Consider the following 25138-nt stretch of genomic DNA (forward strand, 5'->3'; position numbering starts at 1 on the left):
AAACAGGAGCCATTGGTGGATTCAAACGACGTCCAGGCAGACCTCAAGCACGTTCTCTACACCAAGGAACAGATCCAGCAGCGGATCACCGAACTCGCCGCGCAGATCGACAAGGACTACGAAGGGCGCGAGATCCTCGTTGTCGGTGTCCTCAAGGGTGCCGTGATGGTCATGGCGGACCTGGCCAGGGCCCTGCACAGCCACGTTTCCATGGACTGGATGGCGGTGTCCTCCTACGGCTCCGGGACCCAGTCCTCCGGCGTCGTCCGGATCCTCAAGGACCTGGACACCGACCTGATGGGCAAGGACGTCCTGATCGTCGAGGACATCATCGACTCCGGCCTCACACTGTCCTGGCTCAAGACCAACCTGGAGTCCCGCGGCACCGCCTCGGTGGAGATCTGCACCGCCTTCCGCAAGCCCACCGCCGCCAAGGTGGAGATCGACGTCAAGTACGTTGGCTACGACATCCCCAACGAATTCGTGGTGGGCTACGGCCTGGACTACGCCGAAAAGTACCGCAACCTGGACTTCGTGGGCACCCTCGCCCCGCACGTCTACGAATAAGCTGCCCGCGACAGCAGCCCCTGCTGCCCGGGGCCACCACCGTGGGTAGCAGGAACGTGGGCATCAGGGACGTGGCCCGGGCGGCAGGGGTGTCCGCCACCACCGTCTCCCATGTCCTCAATGACGCGCCGTACGCCCGCGTCAGCCCCGAAACCCGCGAAAAAGTGAAGGCGACGGCGGTCCGGCTGGGGTACGGGCCCAACCGGCTGGCCCGGGCCCTCCGCAGCCGCAAGTCAGGTGTGCTGGGCCTGGTCAGCGAGGATGTGGCCACCACGCCGCATGCCGGCCGGATCATCCTCGGCGCCGACGAAGCGGCCCGCGCGCGCGGCTACACCCTGATGATCATCAATACGGCGGGCTCGGCGGACCACGGTTCCCGCGAAGCCGACGTGGAGTCCCTGCTGGAGCGGCAGGTGGACGGCATCCTCTACGCCACCATGTACCACCGGTACCTGGAGGCGCCCGCCAACCTTGGCAAGGTCCCTTCAGTTCTTGTGGATGCCGTCACAGCGGATGACAGCTTTCCGGCAGTGGTCCCGGACGAGTATGGCGGCGCGGCAGCCGCGGTGGAAGCCCTCCTTGCCGCGGGCCACACCCGGATCGGGTTCATTAACAACACCGAGGACGTTCCCTCCACCGTCCGGCGGCTCCAGGGTTTCCGGGACACGCTGACCCGCGCGGGCCTGGACGGCGCCTCCGCCCCCGTCGAACCGGCGTCGTCCGATGCTGCCGGTGGATACGCCGCCGCCCGCAGGATGCTGGGAAGCAGCCACCCGCCGTCGGGCCTCTTCTGCTATAACGACCGCATGGCCATGGGCGCCTACCGCGCCGCGGCGGAACTGGGCCTCTCCATCCCGGGCGACCTGTCCGTCGTGGGCTTCGATGACCAGGAACTGATTGCCGCCAGCCTTCATCCCGGCCTGACCACCGTGGCCCTGCCGCACTACGAAATGGGTGCGTGGGCGGCAGGCCGGTTGATCGACGCCATCGAAGCCGGCTCCGGCGAAGCCCCAGGGGCCGGCGCCGGCACCCGCGGCGGGACAGCCGGCCCGGTGCTTCTCGGCTGCCCGCTGGTCGCCCGCGGGTCCGTCGCAGCGCCGCCGGAACAGCCCTGACCGGGGCATTCCCTGACTTCCGGGCCCGCTACGCCCACAGGGAACTTTTGCTTTTCGCTATGCGTGATGTACTCCGGACGGTGTATAGCTAGAAGCTGACGCAGCACCATCACGCGCGCAGACTACTCGCCGTGAAGCACTACCGGAAGGGACGGGGCGAGCCCCCGAACAGATGAAAGCTAAGAACTTCTTCAAAGGCCCGGGCATCTGGATCGTCGTTGTGGTCGGTCTGCTCCTCGTGGCTTTTGCAACGCTCGCCCCCGGCGGTGCGGCCCGGATCGACACGGACAAGGGCCTGGAACTGCTTTCCAGCAACAAGGTGGATCAGGCCAAGATCTTCGACGGCGAGAACCGCGTTGACCTCACGCTGAAGGACAACCTGCAGGTGAACGGGCAGGATAAAGGCAAGAGCGTGCAGTTCTTCTTCGTGGACGCCCGCGCGCAGGATGTGGTGAAGGCTGTCACCGACGCCAAGCCCGCCCAGGGCTTCACCGACCAGCCGATCGAGAGCAACTGGTTCTCCGGCCTGCTCTCGCTCCTGATCCCCGTCATCCTGCTGGGCGCCCTGTTCTGGTTCCTGATGACCCGGATGCAGGGCGGTGGCTCCAAGATCATGCAGTTCGGCAAGTCCAAGGCCAAGATGGTCAGCAAGGACATGCCGCAGGTGACCTTCGCCGACGTCGCGGGTTCCGATGAGGCCGTGGAGGAACTGCAGGAGATCAAGGAATTCCTGCAGGAGCCCGCCAAGTTCCAGGCCGTCGGCGCCAAGATCCCCAAGGGCGTGCTGCTCTACGGGCCGCCGGGCACCGGTAAGACGCTGCTGGCCCGTGCAGTGGCCGGTGAGGCAGGCGTCCCCTTCTTCTCCATCTCGGGCTCGGACTTCGTCGAAATGTTCGTCGGCGTCGGCGCCTCCCGCGTCCGCGACCTCTTTGAACAAGCCAAGGCCAACTCGCCCGCCATCATCTTCGTGGACGAGATCGACGCCGTTGGCCGGCACCGCGGCGCCGGCATTGGCGGCGGCAACGACGAACGCGAGCAGACCCTCAACCAGCTGCTGGTGGAGATGGACGGCTTCGACGTCAAGACCAACGTCATCCTGATCGCCGCCACCAACCGCCCCGACGTCCTGGACCCGGCCCTGCTGCGTCCGGGCCGCTTCGACCGCCAAATCGGCGTGGAGGCACCCGACCTGATCGGCCGCGACCAGATCCTCAAGGTCCATGCCAAGGGCAAGCCGATGGCCCCGGGCGTCGACCTCAAGGCCGTCGCCAAGAAGACGCCGGGTTACACCGGTGCGGACCTGGCGAACGTCCTCAACGAGGCCGCCCTGCTTACCGCCCGCTCCAACGCGAACCTGATTGATGACCGCGCCTTGGACGAAGCCATTGACCGCGTCATGGCCGGCCCGCAGAAGCGCAGCCGCGTCATGAAGGAACACGAGCGGAAGATCACCGCCTACCACGAGGGCGGCCACGCCCTGGTTGCCGCGGCCCTCCGGAACTCTGCTCCGGTCACCAAGATCACCATCCTCCCGCGCGGCCGGGCCCTCGGCTACACCATGGTGGTGCCGGACAACGACAAGTACTCCGTGACCCGCAACGAACTCCTGGACCAGATGGCGTACGCCATGGGCGGCCGCGTCGCCGAGGAGATCGTGTTCCACGATCCGTCCACCGGTGCCTCCAACGACATCGAAAAAGCCACCGGCACCGCCCGGAAGATGGTCACCGAATACGGCATGAGCGAACGGGTCGGCGCGGTCCGGCTGGGCCAGGGCGGCGGCGAGCCGTTCCTGGGCCGCGACGCCGGGCACGAGCGCAACTACTCGGACCAGATCGCGTACGTCGTGGATGAGGAAGTGCGCCGCCTGATTGAGCAGGCCCATGACGAAGCGTACGAAATCCTCACCGAAAACCGGGACATCCTGGACATCCTGGCCCTGGAACTGCTGGAGCGGGAAACCCTGAACCAGGCCGAGATCGCCGACATCTTCCGTGACGTCCGCAAGCGTGACTTCCGCGAGGTGTGGCTATCCAAGGAAACCCGCCCCGTGCAGATGGCGGGACCGGTGGAGAGCCGCCTGGAGCGGGCGGAACGCGAGGCGCAGGAGGAAGCCAAGAAGGCCCGGATGGACGAGCCGCTGGACGCCCAGCCGCCTCATTCCCAGGGTGTTGCGGAGGATGCACCGTTTCACGGAGGCACCCCCGAATCGGGGCCGGGCACCCTTCGCGGCTAAGCTTTCCCTGTGACTTCCTTCGACGACGACGACGTTTCCGCCTCCGCCGATCACTCGGCGGAGGGCGGTCACCGGTCCTCAAAACGTGAAAAAGTGGATCGGCCCCGGATCGAGGCAGCCGTTCGCGAGATCCTCCTCGCCATCGGCGAGGACCCGGACCGCGGCGGGCTCGTAGATACCCCCAAACGGGTTGCGAAGGCGTACGCCGAGGTGTTCGCCGGGCTGCACCACGACCCCGCCGAGGTCCTGTCCACCACCTTTGACCTGGACCACGAGGAACTGGTCCTGGTCAAGGACATTCCGTTCTACTCCACGTGCGAGCACCACCTGGTGCCGTTCCACGGGGTGGCGCACGTTGGCTACATCCCGTCGCATGACGGCAAGGTCACCGGGTTGAGCAAGCTGGCCCGGCTGGTGGACATCTACGCCCGCCGCCCGCAGGTCCAGGAGCGGCTGACCACGGAGATCGTCGAAGCGATGGTCCGCTACCTCAAACCCCGCGGGGCGATCGTCGTTGTCGAATGCGAGCACATGTGCATGTCGATGCGCGGCATCCGCAAGCCCGGAGCGAAGACCGTCACCAGTGCGGTCCGCGGGCAGCTGCATGACCCGGCCACCCGCGCCGAGGCCATGAGCCTCATCCTCGGAAGGTAACAAACCATGGATTCACTCGCCGCAGCCCCCGGAACGGGGCCCGCGACCTCCCCGCTGCCCATCCTCCGCAAGCCCCGCCCGGCGGCCCGCTTCGAGGACCTCCCCACCGGCCGCACGCTGGTCATGGGGATCCTGAACGTCACCCCGGATTCCTTCAGCGACGGCGGAAAGCACCCCACAGCGGACACCGCCATCGCTGCCGGCCTGCGGATGTTGTACGGAGGGGCGGACATCATTGACGTCGGCGGGGAGTCCACCCGCCCCGGCGCCGAGGACGTCACGCCGGAGGAAGAGCAGCGGCGAGTCCTGCCGGTCATCGAAGCACTCGTGAAGGCCGGTGCGCTGGTCAGCATCGACACCACCCACGCCTCCACCGCGGCCGCCGCCCTGAAGGCCGGCGCCGCCATCATCAATGACGTCTCCGGGCTGACCATCGAACCGGAAATGGCGGAGCTCGTGGCAGCATCCAAGGTTCCCTACGTCCTCACGCACCGCCGCGGGGATGCGCGGACCATGAATTCGCTCGCTGAGTACACGGATGTGGCAGGCGAGGTCGTGGCGGAGTTGGCGGGGGTGCGGGACAAGCTCTACGCCGCGGGCGTCACCCAGGAGCAGATCATCGTGGACCCGGGCCTGGGGTTCGCCAAGAACGACGCCCAGAACTGGGAGCTGCTGCAGAACCTGGACCAGCTGGACAGCCTGGGGCACCGGGTCCTGGTGGCGGCCTCCCGCAAGCGGTTCCTTGGCACGCTGCTGACCGTGGCCGGCAAGTCCGCCGCTCCGGAGGAACGGGACGGTGCCACGGCGGCAATTACAGCCATCAGCGCCTCGCGCGGCGCATGGGCAGTCCGCGTGCACGACGTCGGGCCAAGCCTTGACGCCGTCAAGGTAGCTGCCCGCATGGCAGCGGTACCCACGCCACAAGCCGTACCCAAGACGCACTAAGGCCGGGGGACCCCATGGACAGGATTACGCTGACGGGCGTGACCGCCGTCGGCCATCACGGCGTGTTTGATTTTGAGCGCCGCGAGGGCCAGCCTTTCGTGGTGGACGCGGTGCTCTATCTTGACTTCACCGCAGCGGCGGAGTCAGACGACGTCCGGGACACCGCGCACTACGGCGAGGTGGCGCAGCGTATTACCGACTGGATCGCCGGGGAACCCCTGAACCTCATCGAGGCCCTAGCCGTGCGCATTGCCGAGAGCCTGCTTGACGAATTCCCGCTCCAGGCGGTGGACATCACGGTCCACAAACCCCAGGCTCCCATCGAGGTGCCCTTTGGCGACGTCGCCGTGACCGTCCACCGGAGCCGTGTCCCGGCCGCCCGCGGCATGTCCGGGGAACCGGCATGAACCGCGCATACACCAAGGCCGTCCTGGCCCTGGGCAGCAACCTTGGCGAGCGGAACGAAACCCTCAGCGAAGCCGTGGCCGACCTCGTGGATCCACCGGAAGTCAGGCTCCTGGCTGTCTCCCCTATCGTCCAGACCAAAGCCGTGGGCGGCCCGTCCGGCCAGCCGGACTTCCTGAACATGGTGATCACCGTGGAGACCAGCCTGGGTGCGCAGGAACTGCTGGAGCACTGCCAGGCTGTTGAGAACAAGCACCTCCGTGTTCGTGAGGTCCGCTGGGGGCCGCGGACGCTCGACGTCGACATCATCACCTACGGCGACCTGCGCAGCGACGATCCGGCGCTGACCCTCCCGCATCCCCGTGCCGCCACCCGTGCCTTCGTCCTGTACCCGTGGTCTTTGATCGAACCCGCCGCCCTGCTGGGCGGGGAGCGGATCAGCGCCCTGGCGGTCCGAGCCCCGGACTTCGGCGACCTTGCGCCGTTCGACGGGTTCGGGGACTTCGACGGGATGCCGACCGCAGGAGCGGTGGAGCCGCGATGAAACCCATCAACCCGCTGCGCCTGATGCTGATCGGCGTCATCCTTGCCGTCGCGGGCTGGTCGGCGACCGTAGTCACCAGCCGCTACGGCATTGCCACTCCTGTCCTCCCCGCCACCGCGCTGGCCACCATGGGCGTCATCGTCATCATCACGCTGATCCTGGGCATCCGGGTCCTGCGGTGGCGCAACAGCCTCAAGCCCGGCAGCAAGGCAAAGAAGACCCAACTGGATCCGCTGCTGGCCGCGAGGACGCTGATCCTCGCCCAGGCGTGCGCCTATGCCGGAACAGTCCTGCTGGGCTGGCACGCGGGCATCGTCCTGGACCAGTTGAGGATCTGGAGCCTGCGGAGCGACCAAGGCATCACCTGGCTTGCCTTGGCCATGGCCGGCGGCGGCCTGGTGATGATCGTGGTGGGACTCGTGGTGGAACGGTTCTGCCGGATCCCTCCGGAGGACGGCGACACCACCAGCACCGACGGCAAGGGCCGCCCTGCCCGCGGAGAGGCTGCCGGGGAAGGCGAATATGCGTACCGAGGCGATTGACCCGCCCGGTATTGACTGGCAGCGGGTGTCGCCACAGTACGTAACGGTCCGGCTGGCGGAGTGGGCCCTCGGCAACCTGGTTGCGGTATTGGTCCTGTCCGCTCCACTGGTGTTCGTCATCCTGGGCTGGTGGTCCTGGCCGCCCCTGTGGCTTGCCGTGACCGTCCCGGCCGCCATGCTGGCGCTGGCCTTGTGGCGGCTGGTGCTCATTCCGCGGCAGGTCCAGGCCATCGGCTACGCCGAGCGGGATGAGGACCTGCTGGTCAGGGGCGGCATCTTCTTCCAGCGCACCATGGCCGTTCCGTACGGCCGCATGCAGTACGTGGATATCGCCGTGGGGCCGGTGGAGCGGGCCCTGGGCCTGTGCACGCTGAAGCTCCACACAGCCTCGCCCGGAACCCATGCACGCATTCCCGGCCTGCCGGCGGCTGAGGGCGCCCGGCTCAGGGAAGAGCTGACGGCACGCGGCGAAGCCAGGCTGGCCGGGCTGTGACCGCTGACGGCCAGCTGCCGGCCGTGCCGCCCGCAGCGGCCGGCCGGGACACCGCAGCAGCGTCCGACGACGGCTGGCTGCGGGTGCACCCCGCGTCACCGTTCGTGAGGGGCTGGTTTGCCCTGGCCGCCATTGCGTTCTTCTTTGGGCGGGACATCTTTGAACGGGCCCTGCAGGGCCAGCCCGTTTTCGAGGAAGGCCTGGGGCGGCGCGCCCCGTGGCTCCTGGGCGGCGGCGCGGCCGTGCTGGTGGTGGCGGTGCTGGGGTTCGTGCTGACCTGGTACTTCACCAAATACCAGGTGTCCGGCGGCTACGTCCGGGTCACCAGCGGCCTGCTGTTCCGCCAGCACCGGCAGGCGCGTCTGGACCGGGTGCAGGCCATCGACATCGTGCAGCCGCTGCTGGCCCGCATCTTCGGCCTGGCCGAACTCAAATTCGAGGTGGCCGACGCAGGGGAGTCCGCGGTGCGGCTCGCCTACCTCAAAATCGACGATGCGCGCCAACTGCGTGCCACCATCCTGGCCCGCGCGTCCGGTGCCGCAGCCGTCGCCGTGCCCGGGGCCGGCGCTCCCGAGGCCGGACAGCCGGCCCCGGCCGCCGTCGAGGCGCCGGAATTCCCGGTACTTGCCGTCCCGCCGTCGCGCCTTCTCGGTTCGCTGCTGCTGAGTGAGCAGAGCTTTTTCGTGGTGGCGGGCGGCGCCGCCTCCGTGGTCTTGTCCGCGGTGACGGACAACCGCGCGTTCTACTTCTACCTGGTGCCGGCGGCGCTGGGCCTGGCGGCCGGCTACTGGAATTTCTTCAACAGGGGCTACAACTTCACGGCGGCAGTCTCGCCGGACGGCATCCGGCTGAGGTACGGGCTTCTGGACACCCAGGCGCAGACCCTTCCGCCTGGCCGGATCCAGGCGGTAAAAGTGGCCCAGTCGCCGCTGTGGCGCCCGTTCGGCTGGTACCGGATGCAGGTGAACGTGGCCGGTTACGGGCAGTCCGGCAACGCCGTCGAGGGCAATACCCGGACCATCCTCCTGCCGGTGGGCAAACTTCCCGACGTCCTGGCCATGCTCTCCCTGGTGCTGCCGGACCCCGGCACTGACCAGCCCGCCGCCGTCTTTGCCGCCGGCTTGGACGGCAGGGATTCCGACGGCGGGTTCACCACCACGCCGCGGCGGGCCTGGCTGCTGGCACCCTTTGCGTGGCGCCGCAACGGCTTTGCCGCCACGGACACGGCCCTGTTGATCCGCTCCGGGCGCTGGTGGCTTGAGCTGGTGGTGGTTCCCCATCAGCGGACGCAGTCGCTTGCCCTGCAGCAGGGACCCGTGGCGCGGCGGTTCCGGGTGGCGGACCTGGTGCTGCACACCACCGCCGGTCCCGTCGCCCCGCGGCTGGCCCAGGCGGGCCTGGATGAGGCACGGCAGCTCTTCAACGATCAGTCTGCGCGTGCCCGGCTGGCCCGGAAACGGCAAACCACGGAGCAGTGGCTCCAGCAGGTTGCCCCGGCCTCGGGACCAATGACCACCAGCGACCCTTACCAACAGGAAGGCCAGCAGCATGCCTAAACCCGGACGCCTCGGCGTCGGAATCATCGGCGCCGGAAAGGTGGGGGCCGTGCTGGGTGCGGCCCTCCGCGCAGCAGAGCACGCCGTCGTCGGGGTCTCGGCGGTCTCGGACGCAAGCCGGGAACGGGCGGAGGCCCTGCTGCCGGGCGTTCCCATCCTGGCGGTGCAGGACATCGTGGAGCGCGCCGAGCTGGTGCTGCTGGCCGTGCCCGACGACGCCCTGCCGGGCCTCGTGGAGGGGCTGGCGAAGCTCGGCGCCTGGCAGCCCGGCCAGCTGGTGGCCCACACCTCCGGCCGGTTCGGCGTAGGCGTGCTGCACCCTGTGCGTTCCGCCGGGGCCGTGCCGCTGGCCCTGCATCCGGCCATGACGTTCACGGGCATGAGCCTGGACCTTACCCGGCTGCTGGACTGCACCTTTGGCGTAACGGCAGATGCCGCCATGCTGCCGATCGCCCAGGCGCTGGTGGTGGAGATGGGGGCGGAGCCGGTGGCCATCGCGGAAGCGGACAGGACCCTCTACCATGCTGCCTTGGCCCATGGTTCCAACCACTTGGTCACCCTGGTGGCGCAGGCATCCCAGTTGCTGCGCGAGGTGGGGGTGGAGCTGCCCGAGCGTATGCTCGGCCCGCTCCTGCGGGCGACGCTGGAAAACGCTCTGGCCTCAGGGGAATCCGCGCTGACCGGCCCGGTGGCCCGCGGTGACGTGGGGACGGTCCGGGCCCACGCGGAAGCCCTCCGGGAGTTCGACGGTGGCGGGCACGGTGACGTGCTGGAGGCCTACCTTGCGATGGCCCGGGCCACGGCCCTGCGGGCAGAGGGCCGCGGACTGCTTAAACCCGACCAGCTGAAGGGGCTGCGCGAGGCCCTCGACCCGAAGGAAGACTGAATGTCCATTCAACTCGTCACCACCGTCGCCGGCCTGCATGCCGGGAGCGCCCGGCTGCTCACCGCCAAAAACGGTGCCTCGCAGGCGCTGGTGCCCACCATGGGCGCACTCCATGACGGCCATGCCGCGCTGGCGCGCACCGCCGTCGAGCACAATGACGTCGTGGTGGCGAGCATCTTCGTCAACCCCCTGCAGTTCGGCGACGCCGGGGACCTGGACCGCTACCCGCGGACCCTTGAGGCGGACCTCGCCCTGCTGGAGGAACAGGGCGTGGACCTGGCCTTCGCGCCCTCCGTGGAGGAGGTCTATCCAGGCGGGGAACCCCTGGTGCGGATCACCTCGGGCCGCCTTGGCGAAAAGTGGGAGGGCGCATCGCGTCCGGGCCATTTCGACGGCGCGTTGACCGTGGTGGCGAAGCTGCTGCATTACGGCATGCCCGCTGCCGGTCTTCCGGCCGGGTCCGCGAACCCGGCCCTGCCCGGCGGGCTGCCGGCGTACCGGGCGTACTTTGGGCAGAAGGACGCCCAGCAGCTGGCCTTGGTGCGGCGGATGGCGGCGGACCTGAACTTCCCGGTGGAGATCGTTGGTGTACCCACGGTAAGGGCGGCGGACGGGCTGGCGTTGTCCAGCCGCAACCGCTTCCTCTCTGCGGACGAGCGGGACGCCGCGTTGGTCCTGTCCCGGGCACTGCGGCTGCTGGAACAGCGGGCGAATGCCCACGAACCGCTTGACCTGGAATCGGCACTGGCCATGGTGGAATCCCAGCCGATGGTGGAGCTGGACTACTTCGACGTGGTGGACCCCGGCACGCTTGAGCCGTTGGCGGAGAATTGCAGGGAGACCCCGTTCCGCGGCGACGCCCTGGCCCTGATTGCGGCCAGGGTGGGCCCGGTCCGCCTGATCGACAACATGCCGTTGAATTCCTGAGCACCGGGGCTTGGCGCCCGCGGGACGTGGCCCGGGCTACAAGCCTGGCCTGTCCGGGCTGTTCATGAGCTGTTCGAGGAGTGCCCGCTCCGGGCGCCCGGGATTCCTGGCCACGCACCCGCGGAGCCGGTCCCGCACCCACTCTTCCCGTGGATCCTTGCTGCAGAGCACCTCATCGATGATCTCCTGCGCCTGCCACCGGAGCGATTCGATGGCGAACTGCCGTACGTCCTCGGGAGTGTCGCCGGACATCCAGGGGTCCGGGTCCGAGGGGACGCCTTGGAACATTCGCTCTACTGTCATCGGGGCCTCCTTGCACCAATCCGAAGTGGCCCGTGGGGTGGCCGCTGCGGCTTCGAGAGCACTGCGCGTAGGTGAAACCTTACTGCCGGAAACCGGGTCCTGTCTGTACCCCGATTCCGGATGTAACCGCAACACCAGAGTCGAAGGTCCCGAGTAGGAACTGCCAAGCCGGAATCACTTGGGTACCAATATAGTCAGCTTGCTTATTACTTTCACCTTTCCTAGGCTGGAAATTGTCAGGAATTCAACTCTGGAAGCGGATCCGGGCACCGCATTGGTGCGTGGTCCGCTGCAGGCAAGGAGGAGCTATGTCGGAGCACAACATCGCAGGCAAGAAGGTCGCATTCCTGCTGACTGACGGCGTGGAGCAGGTGGAGCTCACCAGTCCCTGGCAGGCAGTGAAGGACGCGGGCGGCGAGCCCACCCTCCTGGCGCCCAAGAGCGGCAAGCTGCAGGGCTACAACGGCACGGACAAGGGCGATACCTTCGACGTCGACCTCACGGTGTCGGAGGCAAATCCCTCCGATTATGACGCGCTGGTCCTTCCCGGCGGGGTGGTCAACGCGGACCATCTGCGGGTGGACAAGGACGCGCAGAGCTTCACGCGCAGCTTCTTTGAACAGCACAAGCCGGTGGCGTCCATCTGCCACGGGCCGTGGCTGCTGATTGATGCAGGAGTCATCAAGGGCCGGAACGTCACGTCCTACTTCACCCTTGAGGCGGACCTGAAGAACGCCGGCGCCAACTGGTCGGACCAGGAAGTGGTGGTGGACCAGGGCCTGGTGACCAGCCGGAACCCGGATGACCTCCCGGCATTCAACAGCAAGCTCGTGGAGGAGATCTCGGAAGGCCGGCACGCGGGCCAGACAGCCTAAAGCCCCAACTGTTCCCTCAGGGTTTAGGGGAAATTCCCGTGCCGGGGAATTACTCCAGCGGGTAGAGTGTTGGCATCTGCAGCGGCGCCGACCGCCCATCACTTTCAAAACCCCTGAGGGAACACCCATGTCTACCGAAGTCTCTCCCAACGCCGGCGGCCAGTCCGTTCCAGCCGCAGGAACCGTGGCGGAACCCCGCACAGGCACCGGGCCCGCTGCTCCGGAGAAGATGTCCCGGGAGTCAGTGACCATCATCAGCACGCTGCTGGTGGCGACGTTCGTGGTGATCCTCAACGAGACCATCATGAACGTCGCCCTGCAGCGGCTCATGGTGGACCTCCGCGTGGACGCACCCACCGTCCAGTGGCTCTCCACCGGATTCATGCTCACCATGGCCGTGGTCATCCCCACCACCGGCTTCATCCTGCAAAGCCTGTCCACCCGGGCCGTCTTCATGCTGGCCATGGGATTGTTTGCCGGCGGTACCGCACTGGCGGCCGTGGCCCCCGGATTCGAAGTCCTGCTGCTGGCACGCATCGTCCAGGCAGGCGGCACGGCCATCATGCTCCCGCTGCTGATGACCACCATCCTCACCCTGGTGCCGCTGGCCAAGCGCGGCGCGGTCATGGGCAACGTCAGCATCGCCATCTCGGTCGCCCCTGCCATGGGCCCCACTGTTTCCGGGCTGATCCTTGAACACTTCACCTGGCGCTTCATGTTCGTGTTCGTACTGCCCGTGGCCCTGGCTGCCCTGGCCATCGGCGCGAAATTCCTCACCAACGTGGGCGAGGCGGAAAAGACCAAGCTGGACTTCTTCTCCGTGCTCCTCACGGTCCCTGCGTTCGGCGGCCTGGTCTACGGGCTCAGCCAAATCGGCGGCGGCCACGGCGGCCAGTCCGGCCCCGGCGCCCCAGCCATCGCCGCCCTGGTCATCGGCGTGGCCGCCCTAGCTGTTTTCGTGGTCCGCCAGGTCCGCCTGCAGAAGGCCGCTGCGCCGCTGCTGGACCTGCGTGCTTTCAAGTTCCGGATGTTCACGGTGTCGGTCCTGCTGATGGTGGTGGCCATGATGGCACTGTTCGGCGGGGTCATCCTGCTGCCGCTCTACCTGCAGGAAGTCCGGGGCCTCGGCTCGCTGGAAACCGGACTCGCGCTGCTCCCCGGCGGCCTGGCCATGGGCCTGCTCGGCCCGGTGATCGGCCGCGCGTTCGACAAGGTAGGCCCGTTGCCGCTCACCGTGACGGGGTCCATCCTGATGGTGGTGACGCTCTGGCAGTTTTCAATGCTCGACGCCGGAACGGCGGTTTGGTGGATCATCACCTTGCACGTCGGGCTGAGTTTCGGCCTGGCCCTGCTGTTCACCCCGGCCTTCACCACCGGCCTGAACCCGCTGCCGCCGCACCTCTACTCGCACGGCTCCGCGATCATGAGCACCACCCAGCAGGTGGCCGGCGCCGCCGGCACGGCACTGCTCGTGTCCATCTTCGCGGTGGTGAGTGCGACGTCGGGACTCGTCGCCGGGATGAGCGCCGCCTTCCTGACGGCAACCGTCATAGCCGTTGCCGCCGTCGTGCTGTCCGCAATGATGCGCAAGACCGAAGGCGCCGGACCGGGCCACGGCGCCCACTAGCCCAACCGGGCCGGGATCAGCCGGCGAAGAAGTCGCTCAGTTCCTTGATCAGCTTGTCCGGGGCCTTGATGGCGCCGTCGTGGCCGAAGCCGGGCAGGATGGTGTAGCTGGAGCCGGAGAGGACGTCGTGGATCTGGCCGCATGCGATGCCGAAGTAGGCCGGGCTCTTTTCGCCCACCACAATCAGCGTCTCCAGGGGGAGCGCCTGGAACGGTTCGGCCGGCATGTCGGCGGCGATGATCGCCTTGATTTCGCGGACGCCGGTGCGCATCAGTTCGCGTTGCTGCTTGCCCTCCGTTGTGCCCGCGGTCAGCTTGTTGGCGAGCGTCAGCATGGACAAGGGCATGCGCGAGGAGAACGTGCCGCCGGCCTCAAGGCCGCGCTGGATCACCGCCAGGGCGCGGTCGTCGTCACCGGCGGCGATGGCGCGCTCGTACTCCACGATCCAGCTGGCCGTGACGCTGCCGTTCACCGAGACGGCGGGGTCGTAGACGGCCAGCCGTTCCACCGGCAGCGTCCGTGCCGCGTGCAGGGCAACCGCGCCGCCGAAACTGTGGCCGAAGACGTCCGTGCTGGCGGTGTGCTTCATGACGGTGTCCAGGTCCCGGATGTCCACGTCCAGCGTGTAATCCTCGGGCTGCGGGGACGATGAGCCGCGGCCGCGGCGGTTGAAGGTGTGCACCGGCCGGGCCAGGGCGGCGCTCAGTTTCTGGGCAAATTTGGTGTAATCCGCAGCCGTCACCATGGAGGGCGGCACCACCACCACGCCCGAACCCGCCGAAGCGAGTTCCGCACCGGTGGAGAAGAGCTCCACAGTGCCGCCGTCGGGGGTCCTGATGTTCTCTCGCGTCATGTTCCGAGCCTAGCCGAGCAAGCAGGGTGCGGGCATCACGGCCGGTGTGGCCGGGCTTAGGCGAGCCGCGCGATCAGCTCCCTGCTGGCCGTGCGGATGGCCGGGAGTTCCGCGCCGAGTCCACAGAGGATGAGCCCGGCATCCGCCGCCTGCAGGGCCGATTCTGCGTTGGCGGCTCCATCGGCGCGAAGGTAGATCAGCGATTCGACCAGGCGGAAGGTGAAGTCGCCGCCGTCCGGTCCGGAGGCGGTGGCGGACAGGCCGCTGCCAAGTTCTCCGTAGAGCCGCCGCAGTTCCTGCCGGTCGGCCAGGAACCGGGCAAAGCGCGTGCTGCGGACCTCGGGCAGGTGGTAGAGGACGCCGAGGTTCCAGCGTGCGCTGCACAGCTGCGTGCCGTCATAAAGCGCGACGGCGTGAAGCCGGCTTCCAGCCGGGCTTTCGGTTCCTTCGCTGCCGGTGGGCAGCGCTGCCACGGCCCGGGCAAACTCCAGGCCGCCGGACACCGTTCCCTCGAGCAGGTCCTCAAGGATGTCGTCCTTGGTCTTGAAGTGGTGGTAGAGCGATGACTGCCGGATCCCCACGGCGTCCGCGATGGACCGGGTGGAGGTGCTGGCGAAACCCTGGGTGGTGAACAGCTCCGCCGCGGCGTCGAGGATTTCGTCGCGGGCGGTGGCGCCTGGCCGTGATGGCTGTTGGTGGCGGGGGCGTCCCGGTCCGGCGTAAGTCACCGACTCATTCTTGCACCGCAAAGCGGGTCCGAAAGTGCCCTGCGGGAACGGTGAGGGGATGGAAATATCCCCGAAACAAGATGTCTATCCGCCTTTTACAGAGGGGAAACTCTTTGGGGACATCGCGCTGGAAAACTATCAAGTGACCGGTAATCCGCAGCCTTCGGCCGAGCGCTGCGCTGCCGGAAGGCTTCGCCCCCAAGATCCCTTTCCAGCCCCGGAGATTCCCATGACATCCACCGTTCTCCCCACCGTCCACCAGGACGATGCAGACCTGACGTCCCTTGGCTACCAGCCCACCCTGCACCGAAAGCTCGGCCGCTACGCTTCCTTTGCCGCCGGTTTCTCCTTCGTCTCCATCCTCACCACCATCTTCCAGCTCTTCGCCTTCGGCTACTCCTTCGCTGGTCCCGCGTTCTTCTGGACCTGGCCGGTAGTGCTGGTGGGCCAGCTGCTCGTGGCCCTCAATTTTGCCGAACTCGCCGCCCGCTACCCGCTCTCCGGAGCCGTCTACCAGTGGGCGCGCCGCGTCGGCGGGGAGGCCGTGGGCTGGTTTGCCGGCTGGTTCATGGCCATCGCGCAGGTGGTCACCGCGGCAGCCGCAGCCATCGCCCTGCAGGTCGTCCTGCCCCAGCTGTGGGACGGATTCCAGGTGGTGGGCGGCGACCCCGCCCTCAACACCGTCACCGGGGCATCCAACGCGGTGATCCTGGGTGCCGTCCTGCTGGTGGCCACCACCATCATCAACTCCCTGGGCGTCAAGCTCATGGCGCACGTGAACTCCGTCGGTGTCACCTGCGAAATCGTGGGCGTCGCAGCCGTGATCCTCGCCCTCATCAGCGCCGCCCAGCGCGGTCCGGACGTGGTGGCGGACACCACCGTCCTTGAGGGCTCGGACCTCGGCGCCTTGGGAGCCTTCCTGGTCTCGGGGCTCATGGCCGCCTACGTCATGGTGGGCTTCAACTCCGCCGGGGAGCTCTCCGAGGAAACCAAGGACCCGCGCCGCACCGCACCCCGGACCATCCTCTCCGCCCTGCTCATCTCCGGCATCGGCGGCGCCCTGATGATCATCACCGCCCTGATGGCCGCCCCCAGCCTCGACGACGGCCGCCTCGCCACCGAAGGCCTGCCCTACGTCCTCACCGCAGTCCTGGGCACCTTCTGGGGCAAGGTCCTGCTGGTTGACGTTGCCATCGCCATCTTCGTCTGCACCCTGGCGATCCAGACCGCCGGTTCCCGGCTCGTATTCTCGATGGCCCGCGACGGCAAGCTCCCGGCGTCGGCCCTGCTCTCCTCCGTCCACCCCACCCGCGGGACGCCCATGTGGCCCTCGATCGTGATCGGCGCGCTGGCAGTTGCCGTGCTGGCCATCAACGTCGGCAACGCCGCCCTCTTCACCACCCTGTGCAGCGTCTGCATCGTGATGGTCTACATCGCCTACCTCCTGGTCACCGTCCCGCAGCTGATCAACCGCCTCCGCGGCGACTGGGCGCGGGTGGGCCAGACCATGCCTGCCGGACTGTTCTCCCTGGGCCGCTGGGGCCTTCCGGTCAACATCCTCGCCGTCCTCTACGGAGGCGTCATGGTGGTCAACCTCGCCTGGCCCCGGCCCGAGGTGTACGACCCCTCCGGCGACAACGGGCTGCTCCTGTGGTCCGCGCCGCTGATGGTCGCCGCCGTCCTGCTCCTGGGCGTCTGGGTCCGGCGCAACAACACCGCCGGCAAAGCCTGACGCCCACGTCCCCCTATCGTTCCCGACATAAACCAGGACTCGACCATGACACAGACCATCGAAACGGCCGCCACCGGCACCGCCACCACGGCCGGCGCGCGCGCCCACGCCAGGGACCAGCACGGCAAGACCGCCGAAACCATGCGTTTCGTCCCGGCAGCCTCCGCGCCCGGGCGCCTCCTGGCAGGACTGCCCGACGACGCGTCCCCCACCTGGGCGGAGTCCCTCGCCTTCGGCCGCTACACCACCATGGCACTGGCCCGCGGCACCCGGATCCGGCTCACCGATACCGCCGGCGACGCCTGCGTCCACACCCTGCTGTACCGGACCGGCGCCACCCACGAACGACTGAACGCCGCCGACACCGTCAAGGTCCCGTGGCAGGCCTATCCCGCTGCCGGGCATCCGCTGCTGTCCGACGCCGGCCGGCTGATGGCCACCATCGTCGCCGATACCTCCACCCGCCATGATGCCCTGACGGGCGCCACCACCCTCGCCGGCAACACCGCGAGATACGGCGCCGGCACAGTCCACAGCGCATCCCCGGCGGCGCGCGAACTGCTCACGCTGGGAGCCCTGAAAAACGGGATGGGTCCGCGGGACGTCGCTCCGTCGCTGTCCTTCTTCAAGGGCATCACCGTTGACCCGGCCGGCAGCATCACCTTCACCGGCAGTGCCGGACCCGGCGCCGCCGTCGAACTCCTTCTCCACATGGACGCCGTCCTGGTCCTCGCCAACACCGCGCACCCGCTGGACCCCCGCCGGGAGTTCACCGGAACCGCCGTAGACATCCTGGCCTGGCACGCGCCGCAGGACCTTCGCGAACTCGAAGCAGGCCGCCTGGTTGGCCCGCTGGCTCCGGAACACCTGCAGGCCCTGCTCAACACCGAACACGATCTCACCGCAAGGAACGCCCGATGAACACCGCCATTGAGACCCGCCCGGACGCTGCAGGCACGGCACTCGCCCACGGCACCGTGATCCTGGATGAATTCGTCGAAGCCCGCGGCCCGTGGTCGGCAATGGTGGCAGCCGGCGACGTGCTGACCATCGTGGACCTGGAGGGCAACCAGGCCGTTGACTGCCTGCTCTACGCCGCCGGGGACACCACCGTGCGCTACTCGGCGGCAGCCACCATCGCCGCACAGCAGTCCATCGTCCTCACCACCGGTTCGGTCCTGCGCGCCGACACCGGTGCTGCCCTGATGACCGTTGTGGCGGACGAAGTGGGGGTGCACGACACCATCGGCGGCGCCTGCTCGCAGGAATCCAACACCCTCCGCTACGGCCAGCACACCCGTGAACAGCACGCCTGCGTGGAGAACTTCCTGATCGAGGGCTCCCGCTGGGGCCTGGGCAAACCGGACCTGGTGTCCAACATCAACTGGTTCATGAATGTCCCGGTGGACCCGGACGGCGCCTTGGGGATCGTGGACGGACTGTCCGCCCCCGGCAAGCGCGTTGCGCTGAAGGCGGAGGTGGACACCCTGGTGCTCGTCTCCAACTGCCCGCAAATCAACAACCCGTGCAATGGCTTCAACCCCACGCCCGTCCGCATGATCGTCACCCGGCCGGAGGCTGCACTGTGACCACCACAGAACTCTTCGACACCCTCCTGATCGCCAACCGCGGCGAAATCGCGTGCCGCATCATCGAATCTGCCAGGAAACTGGGGCTGCGCACCATCGCCGTCTTCTCCGAGGCCGACCGCGGCGCCAAGCACGTCCGGCTCGCCGACGAGGCTGTGCTGCTGGGGCCAGCGCCCGCCAAGGAGTCCTACCTCCGGGTGGAGGCGATCCTGGCCGCGGCAAAGGAGACCGGCGCCGGCGCCATCCACCCGGGTTACGGCTTCCTGTCCGAGGACGCGGCCTTCGCCGAGGCCGTGGAAGCCGCCGGCTTGGTCTTCGTCGGTCCCAAGCCCGAACAGCTGCGGATCTTCGGAACCAAGCACACCGCACGCGACGCCGCACGTGCGGCCGGGGTGCCCATGATCGCCGGTTCCGGCCTGCTTGAAGACGTGGACGCCGCCGTCGCGGCCTCCGCAACCATTGGGTTCCCGCTGATGCTCAAGGCCACCGGCGGTGGCGGCGGGATCGGCATGACGGTCTGCCGCACGGAGGCCGAACTCGTGGACAGCTTCCCCCGCGTCGCCCGGCTTGCCGGTGCCAGCTTCGGCACGGCAGGGGTCTTCGCCGAACGGTATGTTGAGAACGCCCGCCACGTGGAGGTCCAGGTATTTGGTGATGGTGAAGGCCGGGTGGTCAGCCTGGGCGACCGGGACTGCTCCCTCCAGCGCCGCCACCAGAAAGTCCTCGAGGAGGCCCCCGCCCCGGACCTGCCCGCCGATCTGCGCGAGGAACTGCACCGCAGCTCCCGCGCCCTCTGTGCCTCCCTCAACTACCGCTCCGCCGGCACGGTCGAGTTCGTCTACGACTCTGCCCGCAAGGAAGCCTCCTTCCTGGAAGTCAACGCCCGGCTCCAGGTGGAGCACCCCGTCACCGAATCCGTCACGGGGGTGGACCTGGTGGAATGGATGCTCCGCCTCGCCCAGGGCGGCGCCGAAGCCCACACGGTGTTGGCGGACGTGCCGGATGCGCTGCCGGTATCCGGGCACGCCGTGGAGGCCCGCGTTTACGCCGAAGACCCGGCGCGGGGCTTCCAGCCCAGTGCCGGAACCGTCACCAACGCCGCCTACCCGGGGCCGGCGGAAGCACGCGTGGATGCCTGGGTGGAAACCGGCACCGACGTCTCCACCAACTACGATCCCCTCCTGGGCAAAATCATCACCTCCGGCGCAAGCCGCACCGAGGCCTTCGACCGCCTCGCCGTTGCGCTGGGCAACACCCGGATCGATGGCATCGAGACCAACTTGGGGCTGCTTCGCGCCGTGAGCGGCATGGACGTGGTCCGCGCCGTCCAGCACTCCACGAGCACCCTGGACAACGTGGGGGACCCCGAGCCGCGCATCACCGTGGAACGCCCCGGGCTGCAGACCAGCGTGCAGGACTGGCCGGGACGCACCGGGCTCTGGCAGATCGGCGTTCCGCCCAGCGGCCCCATGGATGACCTCTCCTTCCGCCTGGGCAACACTGCGCTGGGCAACCCCGAAGGGGCCCCGGGCCTGGAGTTCACCATGACTGGACCCAGCCTGGTGTTCACGCATGCCACCACCGTCTGCGTGACCGGCGCGGAGGTCACGGTGACCGTGGACGGCGCGGAGGTGCCCGCCTGGACGCCCGTGACCGTCCCGGCAGGCGGAACGCTCGACGCCGGCACGGCCACCGGCAAGGGCCTGCGCGGATACATCCTGTTCCAGGGCGGCCTGGACATTCCTATCTACCTGGGCAGCGCGTCCACCTTTACCTTGGGCCAGTTCGGTGGCCACGCCGGACGGGTGCTGCGCGCCGGCGACGTACTTCGCACGGTCACGGTGGACGGGGTACCGGCCGCAGGGCCGGCCGCAGCGGTGCCCGACGACAGCCGCCCCGTCCTCGTGTCCACCTGGGAGCTGGCCGTGGCCGAAGGGCCGCACGGTGCCCCCGAGTTCTTCCAGCGCGAAGACATCGAGGAACTGTATGCCGCGGAGTACGAGGTGCACTTCAATTCCGCCCGCACCGGCGTCCGGCTGATCGGCCCCAAACCCCGTTGGGCACGGACCGACGGCGGCGAGGCAGGCCTGCACCCCTCCAACATCCACGACACCGCCTACTCGGTGGGCGCCCTGGACTTCACCGGCGATACCCCCATCCTGCTTGGCCCGGACGGGCCCAGCCTGGGCGGGTTCGTCTGCCCCGTCACCGTCGTGACGGCCGAGCGCTGGAAGCTCGGCCAGCTCCGTCCGGGGGACAAGGTCCGGTTCGTGCCCATCAAAGCCAGCCACACGCCGTCGGCCACGGACTTGGGACCAGGCCGCCAGCTGGTCCTCCCGGGCGACGCCGGCTGGTCCGGCAGTGCCGCCCTGAAGCTTCCGGCAGGGGCAGCGGCAGCGCCGCGGCCGGTCCGCGGAGATGGCGACGACGGCGTGCTGGGCCGGGTGCCGGAAGGGCCCGGCCGGCCCGCGGTCACGTACCGCCGCTCCGGCGATGACAACCTGCTGGTGGAATACGGCGAGATGGTGCTCGACCTGGGCCTGCGTGCCCGGGTCCACGCCCTGCACCAGCACATCGAAGCGCTCCGGGTGCCCGGCATCGTTGACCTGACCCCGGGAATCCGGTCGCTGCAGATCAAGGTGGACCCGTCCGCCCTGTCCACCCGCCGGCTGCTGGGCCTGGTCCAGGAGGTCGAGGCAGCCCTGCCGGCGAGCTCCGAGCTGGTGGTTCCCAGCCGCACCGTCCGGCTGCCGCTGTCCTGGGACGACCCCGCCACCCGCGAGGCAATCGAACGCTACATGGCCGGCGTCCGGGATGATGCACCGTGGTGCCCGTGGAACATCGAGTTCATCCGCCGGATCAACGGCCTGGACTCCGTCAATGACGTCTTCGACACCGTCTTCAACGCCGAATACCTGGTCCTGGGCCTGGGCGACGTGTACCTGGGTGCGCCCGTGGCCACGCCGCTGGACCCGCGGCACCGCCTGGTCACCACCAAGTACAACCCGGCGCGCACCTGGACTCCGGAGAACGCGGTGGGCATCGGCGGCGCCTACATGTGCATTTACGGGATGGAGGGACCCGGCGGCTACCAGTTCGTGGGCCGCACCACCCAGGTGTGGTCCCGGTACGCCGATTCCGCTCCGTTCGAACCCGGATCGCCCTGGTTGCTCCGCTTCTTCGACCGGATTTCCTGGTACCCCGTCAGCCCGGAGGAACTCCTGGACCTGCGCGCCGACATGGCGGCCGGCCGCGGCCGCGGCGTGGAGATCGAGGACGGCACGTTCTCGCTCGCTGAGCACGAACAGTTCCTGGCCGAAAACCGCGTGTCCATCGAGGCGTTCCGGGACAAGCAGGGTGCGGCTTTCGCTGTGGAACGGCAGGCCTGGGCTGACGCCGGCGAGTTCGACCGTGCCGAGGCGCTCGCCGCCGTCGCCGCCCCCGCAGCGGATGACGTGGTGGTTCCGGACGGCGGGTCCCTGGTCTCCGCCCCGTTCGCCGCAAGCGTCTGGAAAGTGGATGTGGCCGAAGGCGACCGCGTGGCCAAGGGGCAGCCCCTGGTGTCACTGGAGGCCATGAAAATGGAAACAGTCCTGGAGGCGCCGTGCGACGGCGTGGTGCTCCGGGTCCTGCCCGCGGCGGGTTCGCAGGTGGTTGCCGGCGAGGCAGTGGTTGTCCTCGGCGGCAGCGACATCGCGCTGCTCGAGGTTGAGGACCTGGAACTGGAAGGGGCAACGGTATGAACCCGGCACCCACCGGCGCCGCCACGCGGCGCGCCAAAGCAGCACTGGCCGCGGTTGACGCCGTGGACCGCCCGGAAATCTGGATAACGCTTCGCGGCCGCGAGGACGTCCTGGCCGAAGCGGCAACCATCGACGCCGCCGTTGCCCGGGGTGCGCACCTGCCGCTGGCCGGACTGGTGCTGGCCGTCAAGAACAACGTTGACGTGGCCGGGATCCCCACCACGGCGGCCTGCCCCGGCTTCGCCTACCTGCCGGAGCAGGATGCCGAGGCCGTGGCGCGGCTCCGCGCCGCCGGTGCCCTGGTCCTCGGCGCCACGAACCTTGACCAATTCGCCACCGGCCTGGTGGGGACACGCAGCCCCTACGGCGCCGTCCGGGATTCCCGCCGGCCGGACCGGATCTCCGGCGGGTCCAGCTCCGGGTCCGCCGTGGCCGTGGCGCTGGGACTGGTGGACATCGCCATCGGCACCGACACGGCAGGATCCGGCCGGGTCCCCGCCGGGTTGCAGGGCATTGTGGGCGTCAAGGCAACGCTTAACGTCGTCTCCACGGCAGGAGTGGTGCCGGCCTGCAGGTCCTGGGACGCCGTCACGATTTTCGCCCGGGACCTGGCCACGGCCGAGCTCGCCATGGGCATCATGGCCGGCGGTGACCGCGCGTGGCCCGCGGACACAAAGCTCGCAGCGCCGTCCCGGCCCCGGGTGGCCTACCCCGCGAGCCTCCCGGCCCTGCCGCCTGGGTGGGCTGCGGAATTCCAGCGGCAGGTAGACCGCCTGAGGTCCAGCGGGGTGGATGCCGAAGCGATCGAGTTCGACGCGTTCCTGCAGGCAGCACGGCTGCTCTACGACGGAGCCCTGGTGGCCGAACGCCATACTGCAGTGGGGGACTTCCTGGCAAAGTACGACGCCGGCACGGACGGCCGTGCAGGCATCGATCCCACCGTGGAAGGCATCATCCGGGCTGCCGGCACGGTGTCCGCCTCCCGGTACGTCGCCGACACCGCCAAGCTGGAGGAATTGAAGGCCACAGCCATGGCCCGCCTCCAGGGCTTCGATGCCCTCCTGGTTCCGACGGCACCGTTCCACCCCACCCTGGCCGAGGTGGCCGCGGATCCGGTGGGGGTGAACTCGTTGATGGGCACCTACACGAATTTCTGCAACCTGTTCGATCTTTGTGCCGTGGCTGTTCCGGCCGCCGAGGTGGACGGCGCCCAGTTCGGCGTCACGGTGGTGGGCAGGGCGTTCGATGACGCCGTGGCGGCGGACATCGCCCGCCGGCTGGAAACCATTCCGGGGACGCCTGGACTCTTCGCGGCCGGGGCAGCGCCGGGTGTCGCAGGACTGGAGGCAGCCGCAAGTGCCGCCCGGCCGTCGTCGCCCATTCCCTGGCCGGTCGCCGCCGGCGCAACGGCCCTGCCGCTGGTGGTGGTGGGCGCCCACCGCAAGGGCCAGCCGCTGGCCCGGGAGCTTGAGGAACTCGGCGCCTTCTGGGACGGGCCCGTCCGCACCGCCGCGCGCTACCGGATGGTGGCACTGGACACGGTGCCGCCGAAGCCCGGCGTGTACCGGTCCGACGACGGCGCAGAGCTGGCAGGGGAGCGGTGGCTGCTGCCGCCCGCGGCTTTGGGGACGTTCCTGGCCGCCCTTCCTGAGCCAATGCTGCTTGGGTCGGTCCAGCTCCGTGACGGGACGGCCGCCGTCGGGTTCGCCTGTGACGCCGTGGCCGCTGCGGGCGGGGAGGACATCACCGCCTGGGGCGACTGGCTGGCCGACCGGCGTAATGAGCCGAAGCCGCGGACCGTGTGGCGGGACCTGGGGGAGGCTGCCTTGGCGGGCTTCAGCCGCGGGGAACGGGGATAGCTCCGGAGGAATCCGGGCGGGGCGGCCCGCCCGGATTCCCGCCGGTGAAGTACGCGGAGATATCAGCCACGAGTTCCTTGACCGCCGCCGGAATGGAACCGTGGAAACATCTGGGCGAGAGCTGGTGGGTGCTGTTCGGAACGGCTGCGTGCAGCCGCTCCGCGGTCACCTTGTAATAGTCGGGGCTCTTGCCGCCGGCCATGAAATGCGTGCCGGCCGGCAGCACGCTGAAGTCGCGCGCGTGGCCCTTTTCGTCGAAGGCCGCGCGCAGCTCACCCACTCCGCTGGGCATCACCTGGCGGAACAACGTGTTCACCTTGGTCCGCGACAGCACGGCCATCAGGCCCGCCAGCACGGGATCCGGGATCCGTGCCATGACGGAGCCGGGACTGGTGGCCTTCTTCATGTATGCCAGGGCGCGGCCAATCCTGCCGTTGTTGACGGCGTCCTCGAAGCCGTCCAGCCAGGCGGTGTCGATGCTGCCGTCGATGTTCACCGCGGCGTCGTACACCGCGAGTTTGTCCGGCACGTAGCCGGTGCCGGTGAACTCCTGGACGGCATTGAGGGCCACCGCCCCGCCCAGGCTGTGGCCCAGGATGTTCCGGGCACCGGTGGCATCCATCACGGTCCGGACATCCGAGATTTCGGTGGCCATGGAGTAGCCCGGCGGCTGCTCTGAGGAGTTGCCCCGGCCGCGCCGGTCGTACACGTCCACCGCCCAGCCCTCGCCCAACCCCTTCGCCAGTTCCACCGAGAAGGGCCGGTAGATCGAGGCGGTGAGGAATGCGCCGCCGATCAGCACGACGCGCCGTTCTCCCGGCGCATCCTCGGTGCCGTAGCTGTATACAGCCAGCCTGCCGCCGTCGTGCGTTGGAAGTACCCGTTCTTTCACCCGCCCATCCTAGGGGGCAAGCCTGCGGGCCAGCTGAAAGTCCGGGTGGCCAAATCCCGGTAAACTT

Annotated in this window: 23 protein-coding genes; 19 read left to right on the top strand and 4 right to left on the bottom strand. The window is 68.6% G+C overall.

Annotation, left to right across the window (positions count from 1 at the left end; all coding sequences use genetic code 11):
• Window positions 1–15: 15 nt before the first annotated feature.
• The 12 genes from hpt to QRM95_RS05275 all read left to right on the top strand — a co-directional run bounded on the left by hpt (window position 16) and on the right by QRM95_RS05275 (window position 10870).
• Window positions 16–567 (top strand): hypoxanthine phosphoribosyltransferase, encoded by a 552-nt coding sequence (hpt, locus tag QRM95_RS05220; RefSeq protein WP_018762659.1) that lies wholly within the window; start codon window positions 16–18, stop codon window positions 565–567.
• Window positions 568–608: 41 nt separating this feature from the next.
• Entirely contained in the window at window positions 609–1682 is a 1074-nt protein-coding gene (locus QRM95_RS05225) for a LacI family DNA-binding transcriptional regulator (protein WP_285246756.1), read from the top strand.
• 172 nt (window positions 1683–1854) lie between these two features.
• Window positions 1855–3918 (top strand): ATP-dependent zinc metalloprotease FtsH, encoded by a 2064-nt coding sequence (gene ftsH, locus QRM95_RS05230; RefSeq protein WP_285246757.1) that lies wholly within the window; start codon window positions 1855–1857, stop codon window positions 3916–3918.
• 9 nt (window positions 3919–3927) lie between these two features.
• On the top strand, window positions 3928–4572 hold the full coding sequence (gene folE, locus QRM95_RS05235; protein ID WP_285246758.1) for a GTP cyclohydrolase I FolE: 645 nt from the start codon (window positions 3928–3930) through the stop codon (window positions 4570–4572).
• Between the two features lie 6 nt (window positions 4573–4578).
• Window positions 4579–5517 carry a dihydropteroate synthase gene (folP, locus tag QRM95_RS05240; protein ID WP_285246759.1) on the top strand — a complete coding sequence of 313 codons (939 nt, stop codon included), beginning with the start codon at window positions 4579–4581 and terminating at the stop codon, window positions 5515–5517.
• A gap of 14 nt (window positions 5518–5531) precedes the next feature.
• Entirely contained in the window at window positions 5532–5924 is a 393-nt protein-coding gene (gene folB / locus QRM95_RS05245) for a dihydroneopterin aldolase (RefSeq protein WP_285246760.1), read from the top strand.
• The gene (gene folK / locus QRM95_RS05250) at window positions 5921–6466 is read left to right on the top strand and encodes a 2-amino-4-hydroxy-6-hydroxymethyldihydropteridine diphosphokinase (protein ID WP_285246761.1); all 546 of its coding nucleotides are present in this window, start codon (window positions 5921–5923) and stop codon (window positions 6464–6466) included. The genes folB and folK overlap by 4 nt, the downstream gene beginning before the upstream one ends.
• On the top strand, window positions 6463–7008 hold the full coding sequence (locus QRM95_RS05255; protein ID WP_109044065.1) for a DUF3180 domain-containing protein: 546 nt from the start codon (window positions 6463–6465) through the stop codon (window positions 7006–7008). Before folK ends, QRM95_RS05255 begins: the two co-directional genes overlap by 4 nt.
• Window positions 6989–7501, top strand: a complete 513-nt coding sequence (locus QRM95_RS05260) for a PH domain-containing protein (RefSeq protein ID WP_285246762.1) — start codon at window positions 6989–6991, stop codon at window positions 7499–7501. The genes QRM95_RS05255 and QRM95_RS05260 overlap by 20 nt, the downstream gene beginning before the upstream one ends.
• Window positions 7498–9057 (top strand): PH domain-containing protein, encoded by a 1560-nt coding sequence (locus QRM95_RS05265; protein WP_502934931.1) that lies wholly within the window; start codon window positions 7498–7500, stop codon window positions 9055–9057. Before QRM95_RS05260 ends, QRM95_RS05265 begins: the two co-directional genes overlap by 4 nt.
• On the top strand, window positions 9050–9943 hold the full coding sequence (locus tag QRM95_RS05270; RefSeq protein ID WP_285246763.1) for a Rossmann-like and DUF2520 domain-containing protein: 894 nt from the start codon (window positions 9050–9052) through the stop codon (window positions 9941–9943). The genes QRM95_RS05265 and QRM95_RS05270 overlap by 8 nt, the downstream gene beginning before the upstream one ends.
• Window positions 9944–10870, top strand: a complete 927-nt coding sequence (locus QRM95_RS05275; protein WP_285246764.1) for a 4-phosphopantoate--beta-alanine ligase — start codon at window positions 9944–9946, stop codon at window positions 10868–10870. It abuts the gene before it with no gap.
• Window positions 10871–10906: 36 nt separating this feature from the next.
• Here the strand turns inward: QRM95_RS05275 and QRM95_RS05280 are convergent, their stop codons facing one another.
• Window positions 10907–11173, bottom strand: a complete 267-nt coding sequence (locus QRM95_RS05280; protein WP_285246765.1) for a hypothetical protein — start codon at window positions 11171–11173, stop codon at window positions 10907–10909.
• 308 nt (window positions 11174–11481) lie between these two features.
• Here QRM95_RS05280 and QRM95_RS05285 point away from each other — a divergent pair, with 308 nt between their 5' ends.
• Together QRM95_RS05285 and QRM95_RS05290 are read left to right on the top strand one after the other, a co-directional pair.
• Complete coding sequence (locus QRM95_RS05285) at window positions 11482–12048, top strand: type 1 glutamine amidotransferase domain-containing protein (protein WP_285246766.1); 567 nt, start codon at window positions 11482–11484, stop codon at window positions 12046–12048.
• Between the two features lie 127 nt (window positions 12049–12175).
• Window positions 12176–13675 (top strand): DHA2 family efflux MFS transporter permease subunit, encoded by a 1500-nt coding sequence (locus QRM95_RS05290; protein ID WP_285246767.1) that lies wholly within the window; start codon window positions 12176–12178, stop codon window positions 13673–13675.
• 16 nt (window positions 13676–13691) lie between these two features.
• Here QRM95_RS05290 and QRM95_RS05295 read toward each other — a convergent pair whose 3' ends face one another.
• Together QRM95_RS05295 and QRM95_RS05300 are read right to left on the bottom strand one after the other, a co-directional pair.
• Window positions 13692–14528 carry an alpha/beta fold hydrolase gene (locus tag QRM95_RS05295; protein WP_285246768.1) on the bottom strand — a complete coding sequence of 279 codons (837 nt, stop codon included), beginning with the start codon at window positions 14526–14528 and terminating at the stop codon, window positions 13692–13694.
• A 56-nt stretch (window positions 14529–14584) separates the two neighbouring features.
• Window positions 14585–15256 (bottom strand): TetR/AcrR family transcriptional regulator, encoded by a 672-nt coding sequence (locus tag QRM95_RS05300; protein WP_285246769.1) that lies wholly within the window; start codon window positions 15254–15256, stop codon window positions 14585–14587.
• Between the two features lie 229 nt (window positions 15257–15485).
• Between QRM95_RS05300 and QRM95_RS05305 the strand changes: the two genes are divergently transcribed.
• The 5 genes from QRM95_RS05305 to atzF are packed head-to-tail and all read left to right on the top strand — an operon-like array spanning window position 15486 to window position 24179.
• The gene (locus QRM95_RS05305; RefSeq protein WP_285246770.1) at window positions 15486–16988 is read left to right on the top strand and encodes an amino acid permease; all 1503 of its coding nucleotides are present in this window, start codon (window positions 15486–15488) and stop codon (window positions 16986–16988) included.
• 45 nt (window positions 16989–17033) lie between these two features.
• On the top strand, window positions 17034–17909 hold the full coding sequence (locus QRM95_RS05310) for an urea amidolyase associated protein UAAP1 (RefSeq protein ID WP_285246771.1): 876 nt from the start codon (window positions 17034–17036) through the stop codon (window positions 17907–17909).
• A complete protein-coding gene (locus tag QRM95_RS05315; protein ID WP_285246772.1) occupies window positions 17906–18577 on the top strand; it encodes an urea amidolyase associated protein UAAP2 in 672 nt (223 codons plus the stop codon). Before QRM95_RS05310 ends, QRM95_RS05315 begins: the two co-directional genes overlap by 4 nt.
• Window positions 18574–22320, top strand: coding sequence for an urea carboxylase (uca, locus tag QRM95_RS05320; protein WP_285246773.1), 3747 nt, complete (start codon window positions 18574–18576; stop codon window positions 22318–22320). The genes QRM95_RS05315 and uca overlap by 4 nt, the downstream gene beginning before the upstream one ends.
• Window positions 22317–24179 (top strand): allophanate hydrolase, encoded by a 1863-nt coding sequence (gene atzF / locus QRM95_RS05325; RefSeq protein ID WP_285246774.1) that lies wholly within the window; start codon window positions 22317–22319, stop codon window positions 24177–24179. Before uca ends, atzF begins: the two co-directional genes overlap by 4 nt.
• Here atzF and QRM95_RS05330 read toward each other — a convergent pair.
• A complete protein-coding gene (locus tag QRM95_RS05330; RefSeq protein WP_285246775.1) occupies window positions 24157–25071 on the bottom strand; it encodes an alpha/beta fold hydrolase in 915 nt (304 codons plus the stop codon). The two genes, atzF and QRM95_RS05330, sit on opposite strands and share 23 nt — an antisense overlap.
• Window positions 25072–25138: the final 67 nt, after the last annotated feature.

This window comes from Pseudarthrobacter sp. efr-133-R2A-89, assembly GCF_030209315.1.
In the GTDB taxonomy this organism is placed as follows: Bacteria; Actinomycetota; Actinomycetes; order Actinomycetales; family Micrococcaceae; genus Arthrobacter.